This is a genomic window from Micromonospora sp. CA-248260, from assembly GCF_050942205.1.
In the GTDB taxonomy this organism is placed as follows: Bacteria; Actinomycetota; Actinomycetes; order Mycobacteriales; family Micromonosporaceae; genus Micromonospora; species Micromonospora antibiotica.
In genome coordinates, this window is the sequence record NZ_CP192021.1 from 6857132 (window position 1) to 6873161 (window position 16030).

Below are 16030 nucleotides of genomic sequence, written 5' to 3' on the forward strand. Positions count from 1 at the left end.
CGTCCGTCATCCCCATCCGCGCCGCGCTGGTCGGGTGCCCGGCCCCGTGACCCGGGCACCCGACCGGCGGCCGCTCACGGGAGAAGTTCGACGTACCCGTCGGTGCCGTGCACGCGGATCCGCTGCCCGTCCGGGATCAGCCGGGTGGCGTCCACCACCCCGACGACGGCCGGCAGGCCGTACTCCCGGGCGATCACCGCGCCGTGGGTCATCAGGCCACCGACCTCGGTGACCAGCCCGGCGACGGTGACGAACAGCGGCGTCCAACTGGGATCGGTGTACGGCGTGACGAGGATGTCCCCCGGTTCGAGATCGGCCCGTGCCACGTCCCGCACCACGCGCGCCCGACCCTCGACGGTCCCGGCGGAGACCGCCAGGCCGACCAGCGCGCCGACCGGCACGTCGTCCCGCTGGTACGTCCCGGCGACGATCTCGCCCTCCGAGGTGAGCACCCGGGGCGGGATGAGCGCCCGGTACGACAGGTGCTCCGCCGCCCGTCGAGGGATGAGCCCGTCGTCGACCCGGCGGGTACGGACGACCTCGTCGAGTTCGGGGAACGTGAGGTACCAGATGTCCTCCCGGCCCCGCAGCACACCGTCGGCCACCAGGCGGTCGGCCTCGGCCAGCAACGCCTGCTTGTACGCGAAGGTGCGGGTGACCATGCCGTACTTCGGGTACTCCCGGTAGCCGACGAACGTCCGGGCCCGGTCGATCATCCGTTTGGTCCGCTCGGCCTTGTCCGCGCCGCCGTCGGGCAGGGCCCGCAGCCGCTCCAGCACCTCCCGCTCCTTGTCCCGCGCCGTGCGCAGGCCCTGCTCGAAGTGCCGCCCGCCGGCCCCCGGTGCGAAGTTCCTGATGTTGCCCAGGATCAGCGGCACCAGCATGGCGGGACGTTCCCGCCAGCGGGGCCGGGTGATGTCGATCTCGCCGACCCCCCGCATGCCGTACCGGTCGAGCCAGGACCCGATGGCCACCCGGGCCTCCCGGCCACCGGCGAGCTGGTCCAGCCCGGCCAGCAGGTCGTCCGGCCCGCCGGGGGCGTCGCACTCCCGGCCGGGCCCGCCGTCGTCCGCCACCCGGCTCAGGAAGGCCACGACCTCCGGGTACGGCCGGATCGCGTCGGCGACGTCCAGCAGGGCCAGCCCCATCTCCGAGGTGACGTTGTGCGGGACGGACTGGGTGAGCGGGTCGGCGGCGTTGCGCTCACCGAGCCACTCCTGGAGGTGTTCGTTGAGCCACCAGACCGCCTCCATCCCGGCCATGATGACCGGGATGCTCCTCGGATCGATCATCATCCGGGTCAGCCGGGGGAAGTCGGTCCGGATGAAGTCGAGCAGCGCCGGCCCGGACTTCGTCCGGATCTCGCGGGCCAGGGCGGCGTTGGCGTCGTCGATCCGGGTGATCAGCTCGGTGACCAGCGCGGGATCGGTCTCGACGGGCGGTGCCGCCGGCCCGGGTGGCGGCCCGGCGGGCTTCTCGTCCGGCACCTCCCGGACGAAGTCACCGCGCTCCACGATTGTGCGCAACGCGTCCCCGATCAGCGGGTCGGACCTGCCCAGGGCCGCCAGCAGGCCGGCGCGGCCGGTCGGCGACGCCAGCTCGGGCGTCACGTCGGCGAACAACCGGCCGGCGGCCTCGTACATGGGCCGGGCGGCGATCAGCTGGTACATCGAGAACCCGAGGGGCTTCATCGGGTCGGTCATCATCTGCTGGTGGCCCACGGACACGTAGACGTGGTTGTCGGTGTCGTCGGCCACCGGGACGGGGAACAGCGTGGTGACCGGTCGGGTCTGGACGATCTGGAAGTCGTCGTCGACCAGGCACCACTCGATGTCCTGCGGCTGACCGAAGTGCGCCTCGATCCGCCGGCCCAGCCGCACCAGCCGGACGACCTGCGGGTCGGTCAGCGCCGGCTGGTCCTGCCGCTGCGGGTCGATCGCCACCACCCGGGTCCCGCCGGTCGGCGTGGTCCGCACGGCGTGGCGTTTGGCGGCGATCGTCCGGGCGACGACACCGTCGTCGCGGACCCGGAAGACGTCCGCGTCGACCAGCCCGGAGACCAAGGCCTCGCCGAGGCCGAACCCGGCCTCCACGAAGGAGACCCGCCGGTTGCCGGTGACGGGATCGGCGGTGAACAGGACGCCCGCCGCCCCGGCGGGGACCATCCGCTGGACGACCACCGCCATCGCGACCCGGTGGTGGTCGATGCCGTTGCGCTGGCGGTAGGTGACGGCCCGTGCGGTGAACAGCGAGCCCCAGCACCGGCTGATCTGCCGCAGGACCGCCGTCGGGCCGACCACGTTGAGGAAGCTGTCCTGCTGCCCCGCGAAGGAGGCGGTCGGCAGGTCCTCCGCCGTCGCGCTGGACCGGACGGCGTACCCGCCGTGCCCGCCGAGCGCATCGAGGGCACGGATGATCTCCGTCGCGACGTCGTCGGGGACGGTGACGTTCTCGATGGTGCGGCGGATCTGCGCGCTGAGGGTGCCGATCGCCGCCCGTTCGGTGGGTGCCAGCCGGGCCAGTCGATCGAGTTGCCCGTCGAGTCCCGACGCCAGCGCGGTGACCCGCCGGAAGGCGTCCGTCGTCACGCAGAAGCCCGCCGGCACCCGGACCCCGTCGATGCGGGTCAGTCCGCCGAGGTGGGCGCCCTTGCCGCCGACCAGGTTCCGCTGCGTCGGGTCGACCTCACGCAGACCCCGTACGTACCGACCGGTCATCGGGCGACCTCCGGGGCGGTCGGGCGTCGCCGCATGACGGTGGCCGGGTGGTTCAGCGGCCTCGAATATGTCTTCGGGTACGTGGACATCGTTTCGCCTTCCGCTGGTGACAGGTCGCCGGCGCACCGTCGTGATGCATTTCCGCTGGCGGCGACCTCGGCTGACGATTCTGCGGGGTGACCCGGGTCTTGCGGCAAGTCCCCCCGTCCGCTATATGTTGGGAGAGCAAGAAATGGTGCGCGCGTCGAAATGGCGAACGCGCCCGGCGAAACGTTTTCACCAGGCCGCCTGTCGATATCGGGGCCGGGCGGTCGGCGTCAGGGCCCCGGTAGGGGACGGTCGCCGACCGGCGTCGGGGCGGTCGGGGCCGGGACGGTGGCCGATCGGCGTCGGGGCGGTCCGGGGTGACACGCCGGTGAGCGGCGGGCCGACCTCAGCTGATCAGCGCGCCGACGTCCAGCCTTGCGCGCGCAGCCGTTCGATGCCGTCCAGCAGCAGGTCCAGCGCGAACTCGAACTCGAACTGGTCGTCGCAGCCCTGCCCCACGACGGACCCGTCGTCGTGCGAGGCCGCCTCGGCGATCTCGGCGACGTGCGGGAACCGCGCCGCGACCTCCGGCGGCAGGGGCGCGGGGGGCGTCGGGGCGGCCGGTCCGGTCCGGCCGGCCTGCCGGGACGCGTCGAACAACTCCTGGCTGAAGCCCAGGATGCGGCTGCCCATGGCGTGCATGACGTGGTGGGTGAGGTCGGTGGAGAGGCCACCGGCGCGTAGCGCCCCGATCATCGAGTCGAGGTAGCCGAGGACGGCCGGCGTCGCCATGGTGCGCGACTCGATGGCGAGCGACGCCCAGGGGTGCCGACGCAGCACCTGCCGGGCCGACAGGACACGTCGGCGGATGGCGGGCTGCCAGCCGACGCCCGTCGTCAGCGGCTCGATCTCGCCGACCACCACGTCGATCATGCCGTCGAGGAGTTCGTCCTTGTTGGCCACGTGCTTGTAGAGGGCCATCGGCACGACGCCCAGTTCCTGCGCGAGGTTGCGCATGCTGAGCGACTCGATTCCGGCCCCGTCGGCCAGCACGACGGCGGCGCGCAGGATGCGGTCCCTGCTCAGCGGCGTCCGGCGCAGCGTCTCAGCCTGCTCGGCCATCTCGGTCCCTGTCCTCGGTCGGCGAGGGAAACCTTAACCGGCATTGACAGGTGTACGCCGTACACCTACCGTGGTCGACATCTGGTGTACGGCGTACACTCCGAGGAGGGCGAGATGAAGGCGATCGTGCAGGACCGGTACGGGCCCCCCGAGACGTTGACCCTCGCGGACGTCGACGTGCCGGTGCCCACCGCCGACGAGGTGCTCGTGCGGGTCGAGGCCGCCGCGCTCAACGCGTACGACTGGCACGTGATGCGCGGCGATCCCCGGATGGCGCGGTTGGCGCTGGGCCTGACGCGGCCCCGGGCCCGCATCCGGGGTCGCGACTTCGCCGGTCGGGTCGAGGCCGTCGGCGTCGACGTGCGTCACCTGCGCCCCGGCGACAGCGTGTTCGGCGACCTCGGGGACGCCAACGGCGCGTTCGCCGAGTACGTGTGCGCCCCCGCCGCCCTGGTCGCGCCGAAGCCGGCGAACCTGACCGCGCCGGAGTCGGCAGCCCTGCCACTGGCCGGGGTGACCGCGCTCCAGGGGCTGCGGGACGCGGCCCGGGTCGCGCCCGGCCAGCGCGTGCTCGTCAACGGCGCCTCCGGTGGTGTCGGCACCCTGGCCGTGCAGCTCGCCAGGGTGCTGGGCGCGACGGTGACCGGGGTGTGCAGCACCCGCAACGTCGACCTGGTCCACTCGCTCGGCGCCGACCACGTCGTCGACTACACCCGCGAGGACTTCACCCACGGGGACCGCCACGACGCGGTGTTCGACCTGGTCGGCAACCGCAGCCTCACCGCGCTGCGGCGGGCACTGACCCCGACCGGGACGCTGGTGCTCTCCGGCGGCGGTGTGTACCGGGGCGGCAGCCTCCTCGGGCCGGTCCGGCTCATCGCGCGGGGGCGACTGCTGGCCCCCCTCGTCCGGCAGCGCGTCGTCGTCCTGACGGCGACCCCCGGCCGGGAGCACCTCGACACGCTCCGCGCCCACGCCGAGGCCGGCCACCTCACACCGGTGATCGACCGGACCTATCCGTTGCCCGAGGTGCCCCATGCCATCGGCTACCTCGAAGGCGAACACGCCAGGGCGAAAGTGGTCATCACCATCTGACCGGCCCGCCATCCGCCGGCCCGGCCGGGCAGGCTCCCGATTCCCCGGTCAAGCGTGCCCGGCTCAGAGTTCCGTCAATATCACCTGTCAGTCAGCTGGCAATGGTGAAAGCGCTTCGATTTCCTGCTCCAGCACTGTCGGCGAGCGACGAATCTCATTTACCATCGTCGATGCAATGCCTCGTTCATCCGCCGTTCACCCTACCGACGGCCGGCCTTCGAGGCGTCCGCACCGCGCCCGGGCCCGACGCGCCCCACCCCGCCCGCCCCGAGGAACAGGACCCCCCATGACAGCCACCGCACGTCGTACCGCCGTCCTGGCCGGACTCACCGCCACCCTGCTGGCCGGCCCGCTCGCCGTCGCCGCCGTCGCCGCCGCGACCGCCACGATCACCCTCAACGGCTCCAGCGCGAGCGTCACCGGCAGCAACGTCACCGTCGCCGGCAGCGCCGTCACCATCACCGCGCCCGGCTCCTACGAGATCAGGGGCACGCTGAACAACGGCCACATCGCTGTCGACACCGCCATCACCGGCACCGTGGAACTCGTCCTCGCCGGCGCCTCCATCACCAACTCCACCTCCTCGCCGCTGTACGTGACCAACGCCAGCGCGGTCACCGTCACCCTGGCCGCGGGCACCAGCAACAACCTCACCGACGCGGCGACGTACACCAACACCGGGGAGCCGGACGCCGCCCTGTTCAGCGCCGCCGACCTGACCATCGGCGGCACCGGCGCGCTGACCGTGCGCGCCAACCACGCCGACGGCATCGTCAGCAAGGACGACCTGGTCATCCAGTCCGGCACCATCACCGTCAACGCGGTGGACGACGCGATCCGGGGCAAGGACTCCCTCACCGTCAACGGCGGCACGATCGCCGTCACCTCGTCCGGCGGCGACGGGCTCAAGTCCAACGACACCGAGGCCGGCAAGGGCGTGCTCACCATCACCAACGGCACCATCACCGCCTCGGTCGCCGACGACGCCATCAAGGGCGAGAACGTCCTGAACATCTCCGGCGGCACCATCAACGTCACCCGGTCCTACGAAGCGCTGGAAGGACTCCGGACCACCATCAGCGGCGGCAACATCACCGTCGTGGCCAGCGACGACGCGGTCAACGCCGCCGAGGAGGGCCTCGGCCACATGGAGCCGTCCGCGATCGCGTTCATCAAGGTCACCGGCGGCACGGTGGTGGCCAGCGGCGGCACGGACGGCTTCGACTCCAACGGGTCGCTCACCTTCGCCGGTGGCACCGTGGTGGCCCGGGGCTCCAGCACCCGGGGCGGCGGCGAGGGCGCGATCGACGCCGACGGCCCGATCGCCTTCACCGGCGGCACGGTGGTGGGCGCGGCGCTGACCTCGCTGGCCGTGTTCCAGGCGGTGCCGAACACCGGCCAGGGCTGGGTGGCCCCCCGGTTCAACGCCAACCTGGCCGCCAACACCATCGTGCACGTGGTGTCCGGCAGCACGGTGCTGGGTTCGTACCGGACCTCGGCCACCGTCCGGGAGGTCGTCTTCTCGTCCAACCGGATCACCAACGGCCAGCGGTACGACATCTACACCGGCGGCAGCGTGACCGGCACCAACGTCGGCGGTCTCTACACCGGCGGCAGCATCACCGGCGCCACCCGGGTGCTGACCGGCGTCACCGCCGGCCGGTACGGGCGGTTCTGAGTCCGGGCCCTGCGGTTCGGGCCCGCCCGGGCCCGAACCGCGCCACCGGCCCGCCTTTGCACCACCGCCAGATCCGATGCCACACCGCCGGACGCCGCACACGGCAAACGGCCGGCGGACACCCCAAGGAGCAAATATGTCGCGCTTGGTCCTGGCCGGAGTGGACCTGGTCGCCGTGGTCCTGCTCGTCTTCGCGCTGTACTTCCCGCGCCACCGACGACGGGACCTGGTGGTCGCCTACCTCGGCGTCAACGTCGGCGTGTTCGCCGTGGCCAGCTCACTGAGCAGCAGCACCGTCGGCGCCGGGCTCGGGCTGGGGCTGTTCGGGGTGCTGTCGATCATCCGGCTCCGGTCCACGGAACTCGACCAGCACGAGGTGGCGTACTACTTCTCGGCGCTCGCGCTCGGCATCCTCGGCCCGCTCTCCGGCACCTCGGTCCTGACGGTCGGCGCGCTGACGGTGCTGATCCTCGCCGTGATGTTCGTCGGGGACCACCCCCGACTGCTGCGCCGGTACCGGCGGCACGTCATCGTGCTGGACAGCGCGGTCACCGACTCGGTCGCCCTCACCGCACACCTGGAGCAGTTGCTCGGCGCCCGGGTGCACAACGTCAACGTCGAGCGCGTCGACCTGGTCAACGACACCACGATCGTGGACGTCCGCTACTCGCGGCCCAGGGTCACCGCCACCGGCGGGCGGCGGCCGGTCGACGCGGGCACCGCCCGGTGACCGCCCCCGACCCGCCCACCGCGGCCCTGATCCCGCCCACCGCGGCCCTGATCCCGCCCACCGCGGCCCTGATCCCGCCCACCGCGGCCCTGATCCCGCCCACCGCGGCGCTGACCCCGCCCACCGCGGTCCTGACCCCGCTCACCGGTGCGCTGGCCCAGCTCACGCCGATCGGGCTCGCGGAACTGACCGAACGCGCCGCGCTACAGACCCGGTTCGACCGCAAGTACCTCCTTCCGCTCGCCGAGCTGCCGCACCTGCTCGCCGGGCTCGACCACACCGACCAGGTGCTGGAGATCGACGGCAGGCGCGCGTTCCGCTACGAGTCGATCTACTTCGACACCGCCGACCTGGTCAGCTTCCGGCTCACCGCCCGCCGACGCCGCCGCCGCTTCAAGATCAGGACGAGGACGTACCTCGACTCCGGCCTCTGCTGGCTGGAGGTGAAGACGGAGGGCACCCGGGGCGGCACGGTCAAGGAACGGCTGCCCTACCGTCCCGACGACAGCGGCACCCTCACCCCCGGGCGGTCGTTCGTCGACGGGGTGCTCGCGGCGCTGCGCACCGGCCCCACCCTGACCTTCGCGCCGACCCTCACCACCAGCTACCTGCGCAGCACGCTCTATCTACCGGCTACCGCGAGCCGGGCGACCATCGACGTCGCGTTGCGCTGGGAGGATCACCGGGGCCGTCGGTTGGCGCTGCCCGAACTGGCCATCATCGAGACGAAGACCGGCTCCACCGCCTCCCACGTCGACCGGCTGCTCTGGCGGCAGGGTCACCGCCCGGTGGCCATCTCCAAGTACGCGACCGGGCTGGCCGCCCTCGACCCCGACCTGCCCGCCGGGCGTTGGCAGCGCACCCTACGTCGGCACTTCCACCCCACCCTCCACGGGGATCCGGGCGCGCGCCAGGAGACGTCTCACCGGGGCGGCCCCGCAACAGACCCCGCCGCATCCTGCGCCCGCGGGGGCAGCCGTAACGCGTAACCGACACCCCGGACGGTGTGGATCAGGGGCGGGTCCCAGCGGTCGATCTTCCGCCGCAGGCAGTAGACGTACGACTCGACGATCCGGCCGTCGCCACCGAAGCGGTAGTTCCACACCCCGTCGAGGATCTGCGCCTTGCTGACCACCCGGCCCGCGTTGGCGAGCAGGAACCGCAGCAGGTTGAACTCGGTGGGCGACAGCGGCACCGGGTGCCCGCCCCGGCGTACCTCGTGGGCCTGCTCGTCCAGCTCCAGGTCGGCGTACCGCAGCAACCCGCCGTCCTGGGTGCCCTGATCCGCCCGGTAGCGGCGCAGCACCGCCCGCACCCGCAGCACCAGCTCCTCCAGGCTGAACGGCTTGGTGACGTAGTCGTCGGCCCCGGCGGTGAGCCCGGCGATGCGGTCGGCCACCTCGTCACGGGCGGTGAGGAACAGCACCGGCACTCCCGGACCGGGACCCGCACGCAGGCTCCGTGCGACCTGGAGACCGTCGAGATCCGGCAGCACCACGTCGAGCACCACCAGGTGCGGTTCGAAGTCCGCCGCCACGACCAGCGCCTCCCGGCCGCCGGAGGCCACCCGGACCTCGAAGTCGTGCCTTCCCAGCGTCGCCGAGAGCAGCGCCCGGAGATGGGGGTCGTCGTCCACGACGAGCACCCTGGGCATCGGGGTAATCACGCACTGTTCGTACGGGACATGGTGGGGAGTGGCCTCGCAGTCGGCTGTGGATCAGCTGTGAGCAACCTGCCGGTCGTGCCACCCGTGGCGCACCGGGTCGCCCACCCGTCGTGCCGACGGGTGGGCGACCGACGCACTCAGGGGCTGGTGCAGGTCGGCGACGGGCTGGTCGGCGTGCCGGTGCCGAGGAAGCCGAAGGTCGTCGAGGTGCCGGGGGCCAGCGCACCGTTGTAGGAGACGTTGCGGACGGTCGCGGTCGAGCCGCTGGTGCTCAGCGTGCCGTTCCAGACCTGGCTGATGCCCTGTCCACTGCCCAACTGCCAACGGGCGGTCCAGCCGTCGACGGCGGCGCTGCCGGCCGTCACCGTGACCTCAGCCTGGAAGCCACCCGACCACGAGCCGATCGTGCGGTACGTCGCGGTGCAGGCGGTGCCGGGCGGCGGGGTCGTCGGCGGCGGGGTGGTCGGCGGAGGCGTGGTGGGCGGCGGGGTGGTGGGCGGAGGCGTGGTCGGCGGCGGGGTGGTGGGCGGCGGGGTCGTCGGCGGGGTCGTCGGCCCGCCCGGCGGCACCAGGGGGCAGGTGGAGCTGTACCGGGAGACGCCGGTGCTGTTCGCCAGCGGGCAGAGGAACTGGGTGTAGCGGGTGTCGTAGTCCAGGAAGATCTTGAGCCAGGGGATCAGCAGCCGCATCTCGGTCGGGTTCGACCGGGTGAACGACAGGTGGTCGTTGCCGGCCAGCTCCGCCCAGGCGTGCTCCACCCCGGCGGGCAGCGTGTTGTAGATGCCCTGCACGTAGGACGGGGTGACGGTGCCGTCGTTCTGCCCCGACAGGAGCAGGGTGGGGACCTGGGTGGTCGACATGTTCAGGTTGTTGCCGGGCGTACCCGGGGCGAGGCCGACAGCGGTCCGCAGCGACGGCCGCCGCAGCGCCGCCAGCAGGGTGCCGGCCCCGCCCGCGGAGTGGCCCATCACGCTGAGCCGGTTGGGGTCCACCCGGTTGCGCACCGGGCTGGTCCGGGTGAGGTAGTCCAGCCCCGCGAGCAGCTGGGTGGCCCGGGCGTCAGCACCGTCGGTCCGGCTGTTGGTCTCGATCCCGAGCACCACGAAACCGAAGGACGCCAGCCAGGGGCCCATCCAGGCCTCCTCGTTGGCGAACAGGGCGGAGTACCCGGGCACGATCGCCACCGCGCCCCAGGTGCCCAGGCTGGTGTCGGTCGGGTAGTAGACGAACCCGCCGTTGAAGCCGTTGCCCGCCGGCACGGTCGCCTGCGTGGTGGCGAACGGCCCCCGGGTGGCGGCCACACTCGCCGGGGTCGGGTCCGGGCCACGCTGGTAGGGGTTGTCCGCCGCCGCCGCCGCGGCGTGCGGCATGCTCGCGGTCGCCACGAGACCGAGGAGCACCGCGAGGCCGGCCGAGAGCCAGCTCACGAACCGGGGTACGGAGGTCCGGCGGCCGGCCGGGGGTGGGGTCGGGGGTCGATCTGCCGGTAGCGTCACTTCGGGCCTCTCCTTCGGTTGACGGGGCTGCGGACTACCGCCGGCTCCACTGCTGGTTGGCCTGGCCGTTGCAGGTCCACAGGACGAGCTTCGTGCCGTTGGCGGTGGCCCCGCCGTTGGCGTCGAGGCAGAGGCCGGACTGCACGCCGGTGATGGTGCCGTTGGCGTTGAGGTTCCACTGCTGGTTGGTGCCGCCGTGGCAGTCGTACGTGGTGACCAGGGTGCCCGGGGTGGTGCCGTAGCCGGCGGCGTCCAGGCACTTGGTGCCGAGCACGGTCAACGCCCGGCCGGAGGTGTACGTCCACTGCTGGTTGGTGCCGCCGTGGCAGTCCCAGAGCTGCAGCTGGAGCCCGTTGGTGGTGGCGGAACCGGGCACGTCGACGCACCGGCCCGAGGGGGTGCCGACGATCGTGGTGGTCTGTCCGCCGCTGTTGCCCGGGTTGCCGATGCTGCCGGGCACCGACTGCAGGGCGCTGTACCAGCGGGCGGCCATCTTGTCGTAGCCGCCGGAGGTGGGGTGGATGCCGTCGATCAGGTCGGCGGTGGACAGGGCGCTCTGCATGTCGACCAGGTGCACCCGCTTGCCGGCGTTCACCTTGCTCTGCACGATGCCCGGGATCGCCGCGTTGAAGGTACGCGCGGCCGCCGCCTGGTTGCCGTTGGAGAGCGTGATGATCTGCGCGACGAACACCTCCGCGGTGGGTGCGGTGGTGGTGATCCGGTCGATCAGGGTGGAGAGCCGGTTCGGCGCGGTGCCCACGTTGTAGTTCTGCAGGATGTCGTTGGTGCCGATGTGCAACAGCACGGTCTGCGGCCGTTGGTTGTTCAGCCAGCCGACGATGTTGGCGTCGATCTGGTCGATGCGCCAGCCGGGGTGCCCCTCGTGGTCGTGGTCACCGAGGCTGCCCGGCCCGTTGAACTGCGATCCGGTGAAGTCGATCGTGTACCGGCCGGCGGCGAGGCGCTGCCAGAGCCCGATCCGGTAGCCGCCCGGCACCTGGGTGCCCTCGGTGATGGAGTCGCCGAGCGGCATCACCCGTACCCCGCCGTTGGATTCGGCGTGGGCGGGGCCGGTCGGTGTCACCACCCCGGCGGTCATGACGCCGAGTACGGCGAGCGCCGCGAGCCATCGTGCCCTCGTTCGCATGGATTTCTCCCCTGGATCGGTGGAGCTGGCCGAGGGCGTGGGCCGGTCGGACGGCCACCGTGGTGAGGGGCGGCACGTCGGTGACGCGGGGCGGCCGGACCGGACAGCCCGCCGGCCGCCGGTCCCGCCGGGCACACGCCGATCGCCACCTCGACAGGACGAGGTGGTCTCGGCACCGGGACGGGTGTGAGCGTTAACAAAGACCATTGTAAATACTTGTCGCTGACCTGGTCCAGTTCGGCCCACCAGCCACCCCCGACGGAAGGCGATCGGGCACCCGGACGGGCCGACACCGCGACACCCGTCCGCTCCGCGAGACGTACGCCACGACCGAGGTCACCGGCTGACCCCACCACCCGAACCCTGACGGACGGGGCGGCTCACCACACCGGCGAGCCGCCCCGTCCGTTCGTCACCCGTACCTCAGGGCTGCGGCAGCGCCGCGTCGATGATCGCGGCCTGCTCGACCTCGTGCTGCTTGGCGGAGCCGACCGCCGGGGCGGCGGCGGCCGGACGGGAGATGCGGCGCAGCCGCACCCCGTCCAGGTGCTCCACCAGGTTGAGCGCCACGAACGACCAGGCACCCTGGTTGGCCGGCTCCTCCTGCACCCAGGCGACGTCCTCCGCGTGGGGGTACCGGTCGAGCACCGCCCGGAGTTCCCCGACCGGCAGCGGGTAGAGCTGCTCCAGCCGGACGATGGCGGTGTCGCCGATGCCGCGGTCGGCGCGGGCCTGCACCAGGTCGTAGTAGACCTTGCCGGAGCAGAGCAGCACCCGCCTGACCCTCTCGGCGGACGGCGCCTCGACACCCGGCCCGCCGTCGTCCAGCACCGGCTGGAAACCGCCGGTGGTGAAGGCCGCCACGTCCGAGACGCAGAGCCGGTGCCGCAGCAGCGACTTCGGCGAGAAGACCACCAGCGGCTTGCGCTTGGCCGACAGGGCCTGCCGGCGCAGCAGATGGAAGTAGTTGGCCGGGGTGCTGGGGATGGCGACCCGCATGTTGTCCTGCGCGCACAGTTGCAGGAAGCGCTCCGGCCGCCCGGACGAGTGGTCCGGCCCCTGCCCCTCCTGCCCGTGCGGCAGCAGCAGCACCAGCGACGACCGCTGACCCCACTTCAGCTCGCCGGAGGAGAGGAACTCGTCGATGATGGACTGCGCACCGTTGGCGAAGTCACCGAACTGCGCCTCCCAGAGCACCAGCGCATCGGGGTTCTCCACCGAGTAGCCGTACTCGAAGCCCATGGCGGCGTACTCGCTCAGCAGCGAGTCGTGCACGAAGAACCGGGCGTCGCCGGTGGCCAGGCGGGACAGCGGCAGGTACGACTCCCCGGTGGCCGCGTCGACGACCGCGGCGTGCCGTGAGGTGAACGTGCCGCGTCGCGAATCCTGGCCGGCCAACCGGACGGTGACGCCCTGGCTCAGCAGCGAGCCGAAGGCGACCAGCTCACCGAAGCCCCAGTCGATACCGCCCTCGACCGCCATCCGCGCCCGCCGCTGCAACACCTGCTGGACCCGCTTGTGCGCGGTGAACCCCTCCGGCAGGTGCAGGTGCGCCTCGCCGACCGCACGGACGGCCGCCGCGTCGACGGCGGTGTCGACCTGCTGTTCGGGCGCCGCGGACCAGGACGGGCGGGCCCGCGACGGCGCGACGGCCACGTCCCGGCTGGCCTTGAAGACCCGCTCCAGCTCAGCCTGGTACTCGCGGAGCTGCTGCTGCGCGGTCTCGACGGTGATGTCGCCCCGGCCGATCAACTCCTCGGTGTAGATCTTCCGGACGCTGCGCTTGGCATCGATGATCTCGTACATCCGGGGGTTGGTCATCGACGGGTCGTCGCCCTCGTTGTGCCCACGGCGGCGGTAGCAGACCAGGTCGATCACGACGTCCTTGTTGAACGCCTGGCGGTACTCGAAGGCCAGCCGGGCGACCCGGATCACCGCCTCCGGGTCGTCGCCGTTGACATGGAAGATCGGCGCCTGGATCATCCGGGCCACGTCGGTGCAGTAGAGCGACGAACGGCTGTACTCCGGGGCGGTGGTGAAGCCGACCTGGTTGTTGACCACCACGTGCACGGTCCCGCCGGTGCGGTAGCCACGCAGCTGGGACAGATTGAGCGTCTCGGCGACGACCCCCTGCCCGGCGAACGCGGCGTCACCGTGCACCAGCACCGGCAGCACCGTGTAGCCCTCCAGGCCCAGGTCGAGCCGGTCCTGCTTGGCCCGGACGATGCCCTCCAGCACCGGATCGACGGCCTCCAGGTGCGACGGGTTGGCCACCACGCTGACGGTGGTGCAGTGCTGGCCGTCGGGCGTGGTGTACCTGCCGGTCTGCCCGAGGTGGTACTTCACGTCGCCGGAGCCGTGCGCCGAGTCCGGGTCCATCTGGCCCTCGAACTCGTTGAAGATCTTCTCGTACGGCTTGCCGACGATGTTGGCGAGCACGTTGAGCCGGCCCCGGTGGGCCATGCCGATGACCAGCTCGTGGAAGCCGCCCTCGGCACAGGCCTGGAGCACCTCGTCGAGCAGCGGGATCAGCGACTCGCCACCCTCCAGCGAGAAGCGACGCTGACCGACGTACTTGGTCTGCAGGAAGGTCTCGAACGCCTCGGCGGCGTTGAGCCGGTTGAGCAGGTGCTGCTGTTCGTCCGGGTCCGGCTTGGTGTACCTGATCTCGATGCGCTCCTGGATCCAGCGACGCTCCTCCGGCTCCTGGATGTGCATGTACTCGACGCCGACCCGGCGGCAGTAGGTGTCCCGCAGGACGCCGAGCACGTCGCGCAGCCGCATCTTCTGCCGGCCGGCGAAGCCACCGACCGGGAAGGTCCGGTCGAGGTCCCACAGGGTCAGGCCGTGTTGCAGGACGTCCAGGTCGGGGTGCCGGCGGATCGTGAACTCGAGCGGATCGGTGTCGGCCATCAGGTGCCCGCGCACCCGGTAGGCGTGGATCAGCTCGATCACCCGGGCGGCCTTGTCGATCTGCCCCTCGGAGGTCCGGGCCACGTCCCGCATCCAGCGCACCGGCTCGTACGGGATGCGCAGCGAGGTGAAGATGTCGTCGTAGAGGCCGTGCTCACCGAGCAGCAACTCGTGGACCGTCTTGAGGAACTCGCCGGACTGCGCGCCCTGGATCACCCGGTGGTCGTACGTGCTGGTCAACGTGGTGACCTTGCTGATGCCATGGTCGGCAAGCGTCTCGTCGGACATGCCCGAGTACGGCGCCGGGTACTCCATCGCGCCGACGCCGATGATCGCGCTCTGGCCGGGCATCAGCCGGGGCACCGAGTGCACGGTGCCGATGCCACCCGGGTTGGTCAGCGAGATCGTCGTGCCCGAGTGGTCCTCCATGGTCAGCTCGCCGCGCCGGGCCCGCCGGACCACGTCCTCGTACGCCTGCCAGAACTGCCGGAAGTCCATGCTTTCGCACTTCTTGATCGACGGTACGACCAGGGTGCGGGTCCCGTCCGGCCGGGCCAGGTCGATGGCGATACCGAGATTGACGTGCTCCGGCTGCACCAGCGCGGGCTTGCCGTCCACCTCGGCGTAGGAGTTGTTCATCTCCGGATGCGCGACGACCGCGCGCACCAGCGCCCAACCGATCAGGTGGGTGAAGCTGACCTTGCCACCCCGGCCCCGGGCGAGATGATTGTTGATCACGATGCGGTTGTCCACCAGCAGTTTGGCCGGCACGGCGCGGACACTGGTGGCGGTCGGCACATGCAGCGAGCTGCTCATGTTCTGCACGATGCGGGCCGCGACCCCGCGCAGCGGGACCGTGCTCGCGGCGGTGGCCGGGTCACCCGCCGCGCCACCGCCGGAGGTCTTCCCACCGGTCGCCCGGGTTCCGCCGGACCGCCCACCGGGCGACCCGGCCCGCTCGCCGGACGCGGGAGCCTGCCCGGCCCGGGCGGTCGGCGGGGTCGGTGCGCTCGCCCCGGTCGCCGCCCCGGCGTGGGCGTCCGCGGGCCTCACCACATCCGGCGCAGCCGCCGCCCGCGGCGCGGCCCCGCCCTCTCGCGCGGCCCCGCCCTCTGGCGGGGTGGTGTCCTGAGGCGGGGTGGCCGCGTCCTCTGGCGGGGCGGTCGAGGCCGGTGGCGGGGTGGGCGTGGCCGGTGGCGGTCGGTAGTCGGCGAAGAAGTCGTGCCAGGCATGGTCGACGCTCGTCGGATCGGCCAGATAGCGCTGGTACATCTCGTCGACGATCCACTCGTTGGGACCGAAATCCGCGAGCGGATTGTCCTGCGAGGTCTGCTGGGTCGACACAGCCGGGTTCGCCTCTTTCACCTCAGATTGACGGCACGCGACGGTCTCATCACGGTGGACGGAAACCACGTCCGATTCAGGCTACGCCGCCACGT

The 16030-nt window shown here is 71.9% G+C and carries 10 protein-coding genes; 4 read left to right on the forward strand and 6 right to left on the reverse strand.

Translation table 11 applies throughout. From position 1 onward, the window contains the following. Positions 1–74 precede the first annotated feature (74 nt). Both rph and ACQP2H_RS29865 read right to left on the reverse strand, forming a co-directional pair. Positions 75–2717 (reverse strand): rifamycin-inactivating phosphotransferase, encoded by a 2643-nt coding sequence (gene rph, locus ACQP2H_RS29860; protein WP_433229768.1) that lies wholly within the window; start codon positions 2715–2717, stop codon positions 75–77. Between the two features lie 441 nt (positions 2718–3158). Continuing rightward, entirely contained in the window at positions 3159–3866 is a 708-nt protein-coding gene (locus ACQP2H_RS29865) for a TetR/AcrR family transcriptional regulator (protein WP_357538229.1), read from the reverse strand. Positions 3867–3980: 114 nt separating this feature from the next. On the opposite strand from ACQP2H_RS29865, the gene ACQP2H_RS29870 reads away from it, so the two are divergent. The 4 genes from ACQP2H_RS29870 to ACQP2H_RS29885 all read left to right on the forward strand — a co-directional run bounded on the left by ACQP2H_RS29870 (position 3981) and on the right by ACQP2H_RS29885 (position 8358). Beyond that, positions 3981–4961 carry an NAD(P)-dependent alcohol dehydrogenase gene (locus ACQP2H_RS29870; RefSeq protein ID WP_357538290.1) on the forward strand — a complete coding sequence of 327 codons (981 nt, stop codon included), beginning with the start codon at positions 3981–3983 and terminating at the stop codon, positions 4959–4961. A gap of 286 nt (positions 4962–5247) precedes the next feature. Beyond that, positions 5248–6639 (forward strand): carbohydrate-binding domain-containing protein, encoded by a 1392-nt coding sequence (locus tag ACQP2H_RS29875; protein ID WP_219465184.1) that lies wholly within the window; start codon positions 5248–5250, stop codon positions 6637–6639. Positions 6640–6775: 136 nt separating this feature from the next. Next, on the forward strand, positions 6776–7369 hold the full coding sequence (locus ACQP2H_RS29880) for a DUF4956 domain-containing protein (RefSeq protein ID WP_219465185.1): 594 nt from the start codon (positions 6776–6778) through the stop codon (positions 7367–7369). After that, entirely contained in the window at positions 7366–8358 is a 993-nt protein-coding gene (locus ACQP2H_RS29885) for a polyphosphate polymerase domain-containing protein (protein WP_433229772.1), read from the forward strand. Before ACQP2H_RS29880 ends, ACQP2H_RS29885 begins: the two co-directional genes overlap by 4 nt. On the opposite strand, the gene ACQP2H_RS29890 is transcribed toward ACQP2H_RS29885, so the two are convergent. The 4 genes from ACQP2H_RS29890 to ACQP2H_RS29905 all read right to left on the reverse strand — a co-directional run bounded on the left by ACQP2H_RS29890 (position 8292) and on the right by ACQP2H_RS29905 (position 16004). Further along, positions 8292–9023, reverse strand: coding sequence for a response regulator transcription factor (locus ACQP2H_RS29890; RefSeq protein ID WP_363818222.1), 732 nt, complete (start codon positions 9021–9023; stop codon positions 8292–8294). The two genes, ACQP2H_RS29885 and ACQP2H_RS29890, sit on opposite strands and share 67 nt — an antisense overlap. 149 nt (positions 9024–9172) lie before the next feature. Next, on the reverse strand, positions 9173–10462 hold the full coding sequence (locus tag ACQP2H_RS29895) for a cellulose binding domain-containing protein (RefSeq protein WP_433229775.1): 1290 nt from the start codon (positions 10460–10462) through the stop codon (positions 9173–9175). Positions 10463–10565: 103 nt separating this feature from the next. Further along, a complete protein-coding gene (locus ACQP2H_RS29900; protein WP_219465188.1) occupies positions 10566–11678 on the reverse strand; it encodes an SGNH/GDSL hydrolase family protein in 1113 nt (370 codons plus the stop codon). A gap of 423 nt (positions 11679–12101) precedes the next feature. After that, complete coding sequence (locus tag ACQP2H_RS29905) at positions 12102–16004, reverse strand: multifunctional oxoglutarate decarboxylase/oxoglutarate dehydrogenase thiamine pyrophosphate-binding subunit/dihydrolipoyllysine-residue succinyltransferase subunit (protein WP_433229778.1); 3903 nt, start codon at positions 16002–16004, stop codon at positions 12102–12104. Between the last annotated feature and the right edge of the window lie 26 nt (positions 16005–16030).

Excerpts from the sequence above, each read along its gene's own strand:
- ACQP2H_RS29870 (WP_357538290.1), top strand. The coding sequence starts at position 3,981 with ATGAAGGCGATCGTGCAGGACCGGTACGGGCCCCCCGAGACGTTGACC.
- ACQP2H_RS29875 (WP_219465184.1), top strand. The coding sequence starts at position 5,248 with ATGACAGCCACCGCACGTCGTACCGCCGTCCTGGCCGGACTCACCGCC.
- ACQP2H_RS29900 (WP_219465188.1), bottom strand. The coding sequence starts at position 11,678 with ATGCGAACGAGGGCACGATGGCTCGCGGCGCTCGCCGTACTCGGCGTC.
- ACQP2H_RS29880 (WP_219465185.1), top strand. The coding sequence starts at position 6,776 with ATGTCGCGCTTGGTCCTGGCCGGAGTGGACCTGGTCGCCGTGGTCCTG.
- ACQP2H_RS29865 (WP_357538229.1), bottom strand. The coding sequence starts at position 3,866 with ATGGCCGAGCAGGCTGAGACGCTGCGCCGGACGCCGCTGAGCAGGGAC.
- rph (WP_433229768.1), bottom strand. The coding sequence starts at position 2,717 with ATGACCGGTCGGTACGTACGGGGTCTGCGTGAGGTCGACCCGACGCAG.
- ACQP2H_RS29890 (WP_363818222.1), bottom strand. The coding sequence starts at position 9,023 with ATGCCCAGGGTGCTCGTCGTGGACGACGACCCCCATCTCCGGGCGCTG.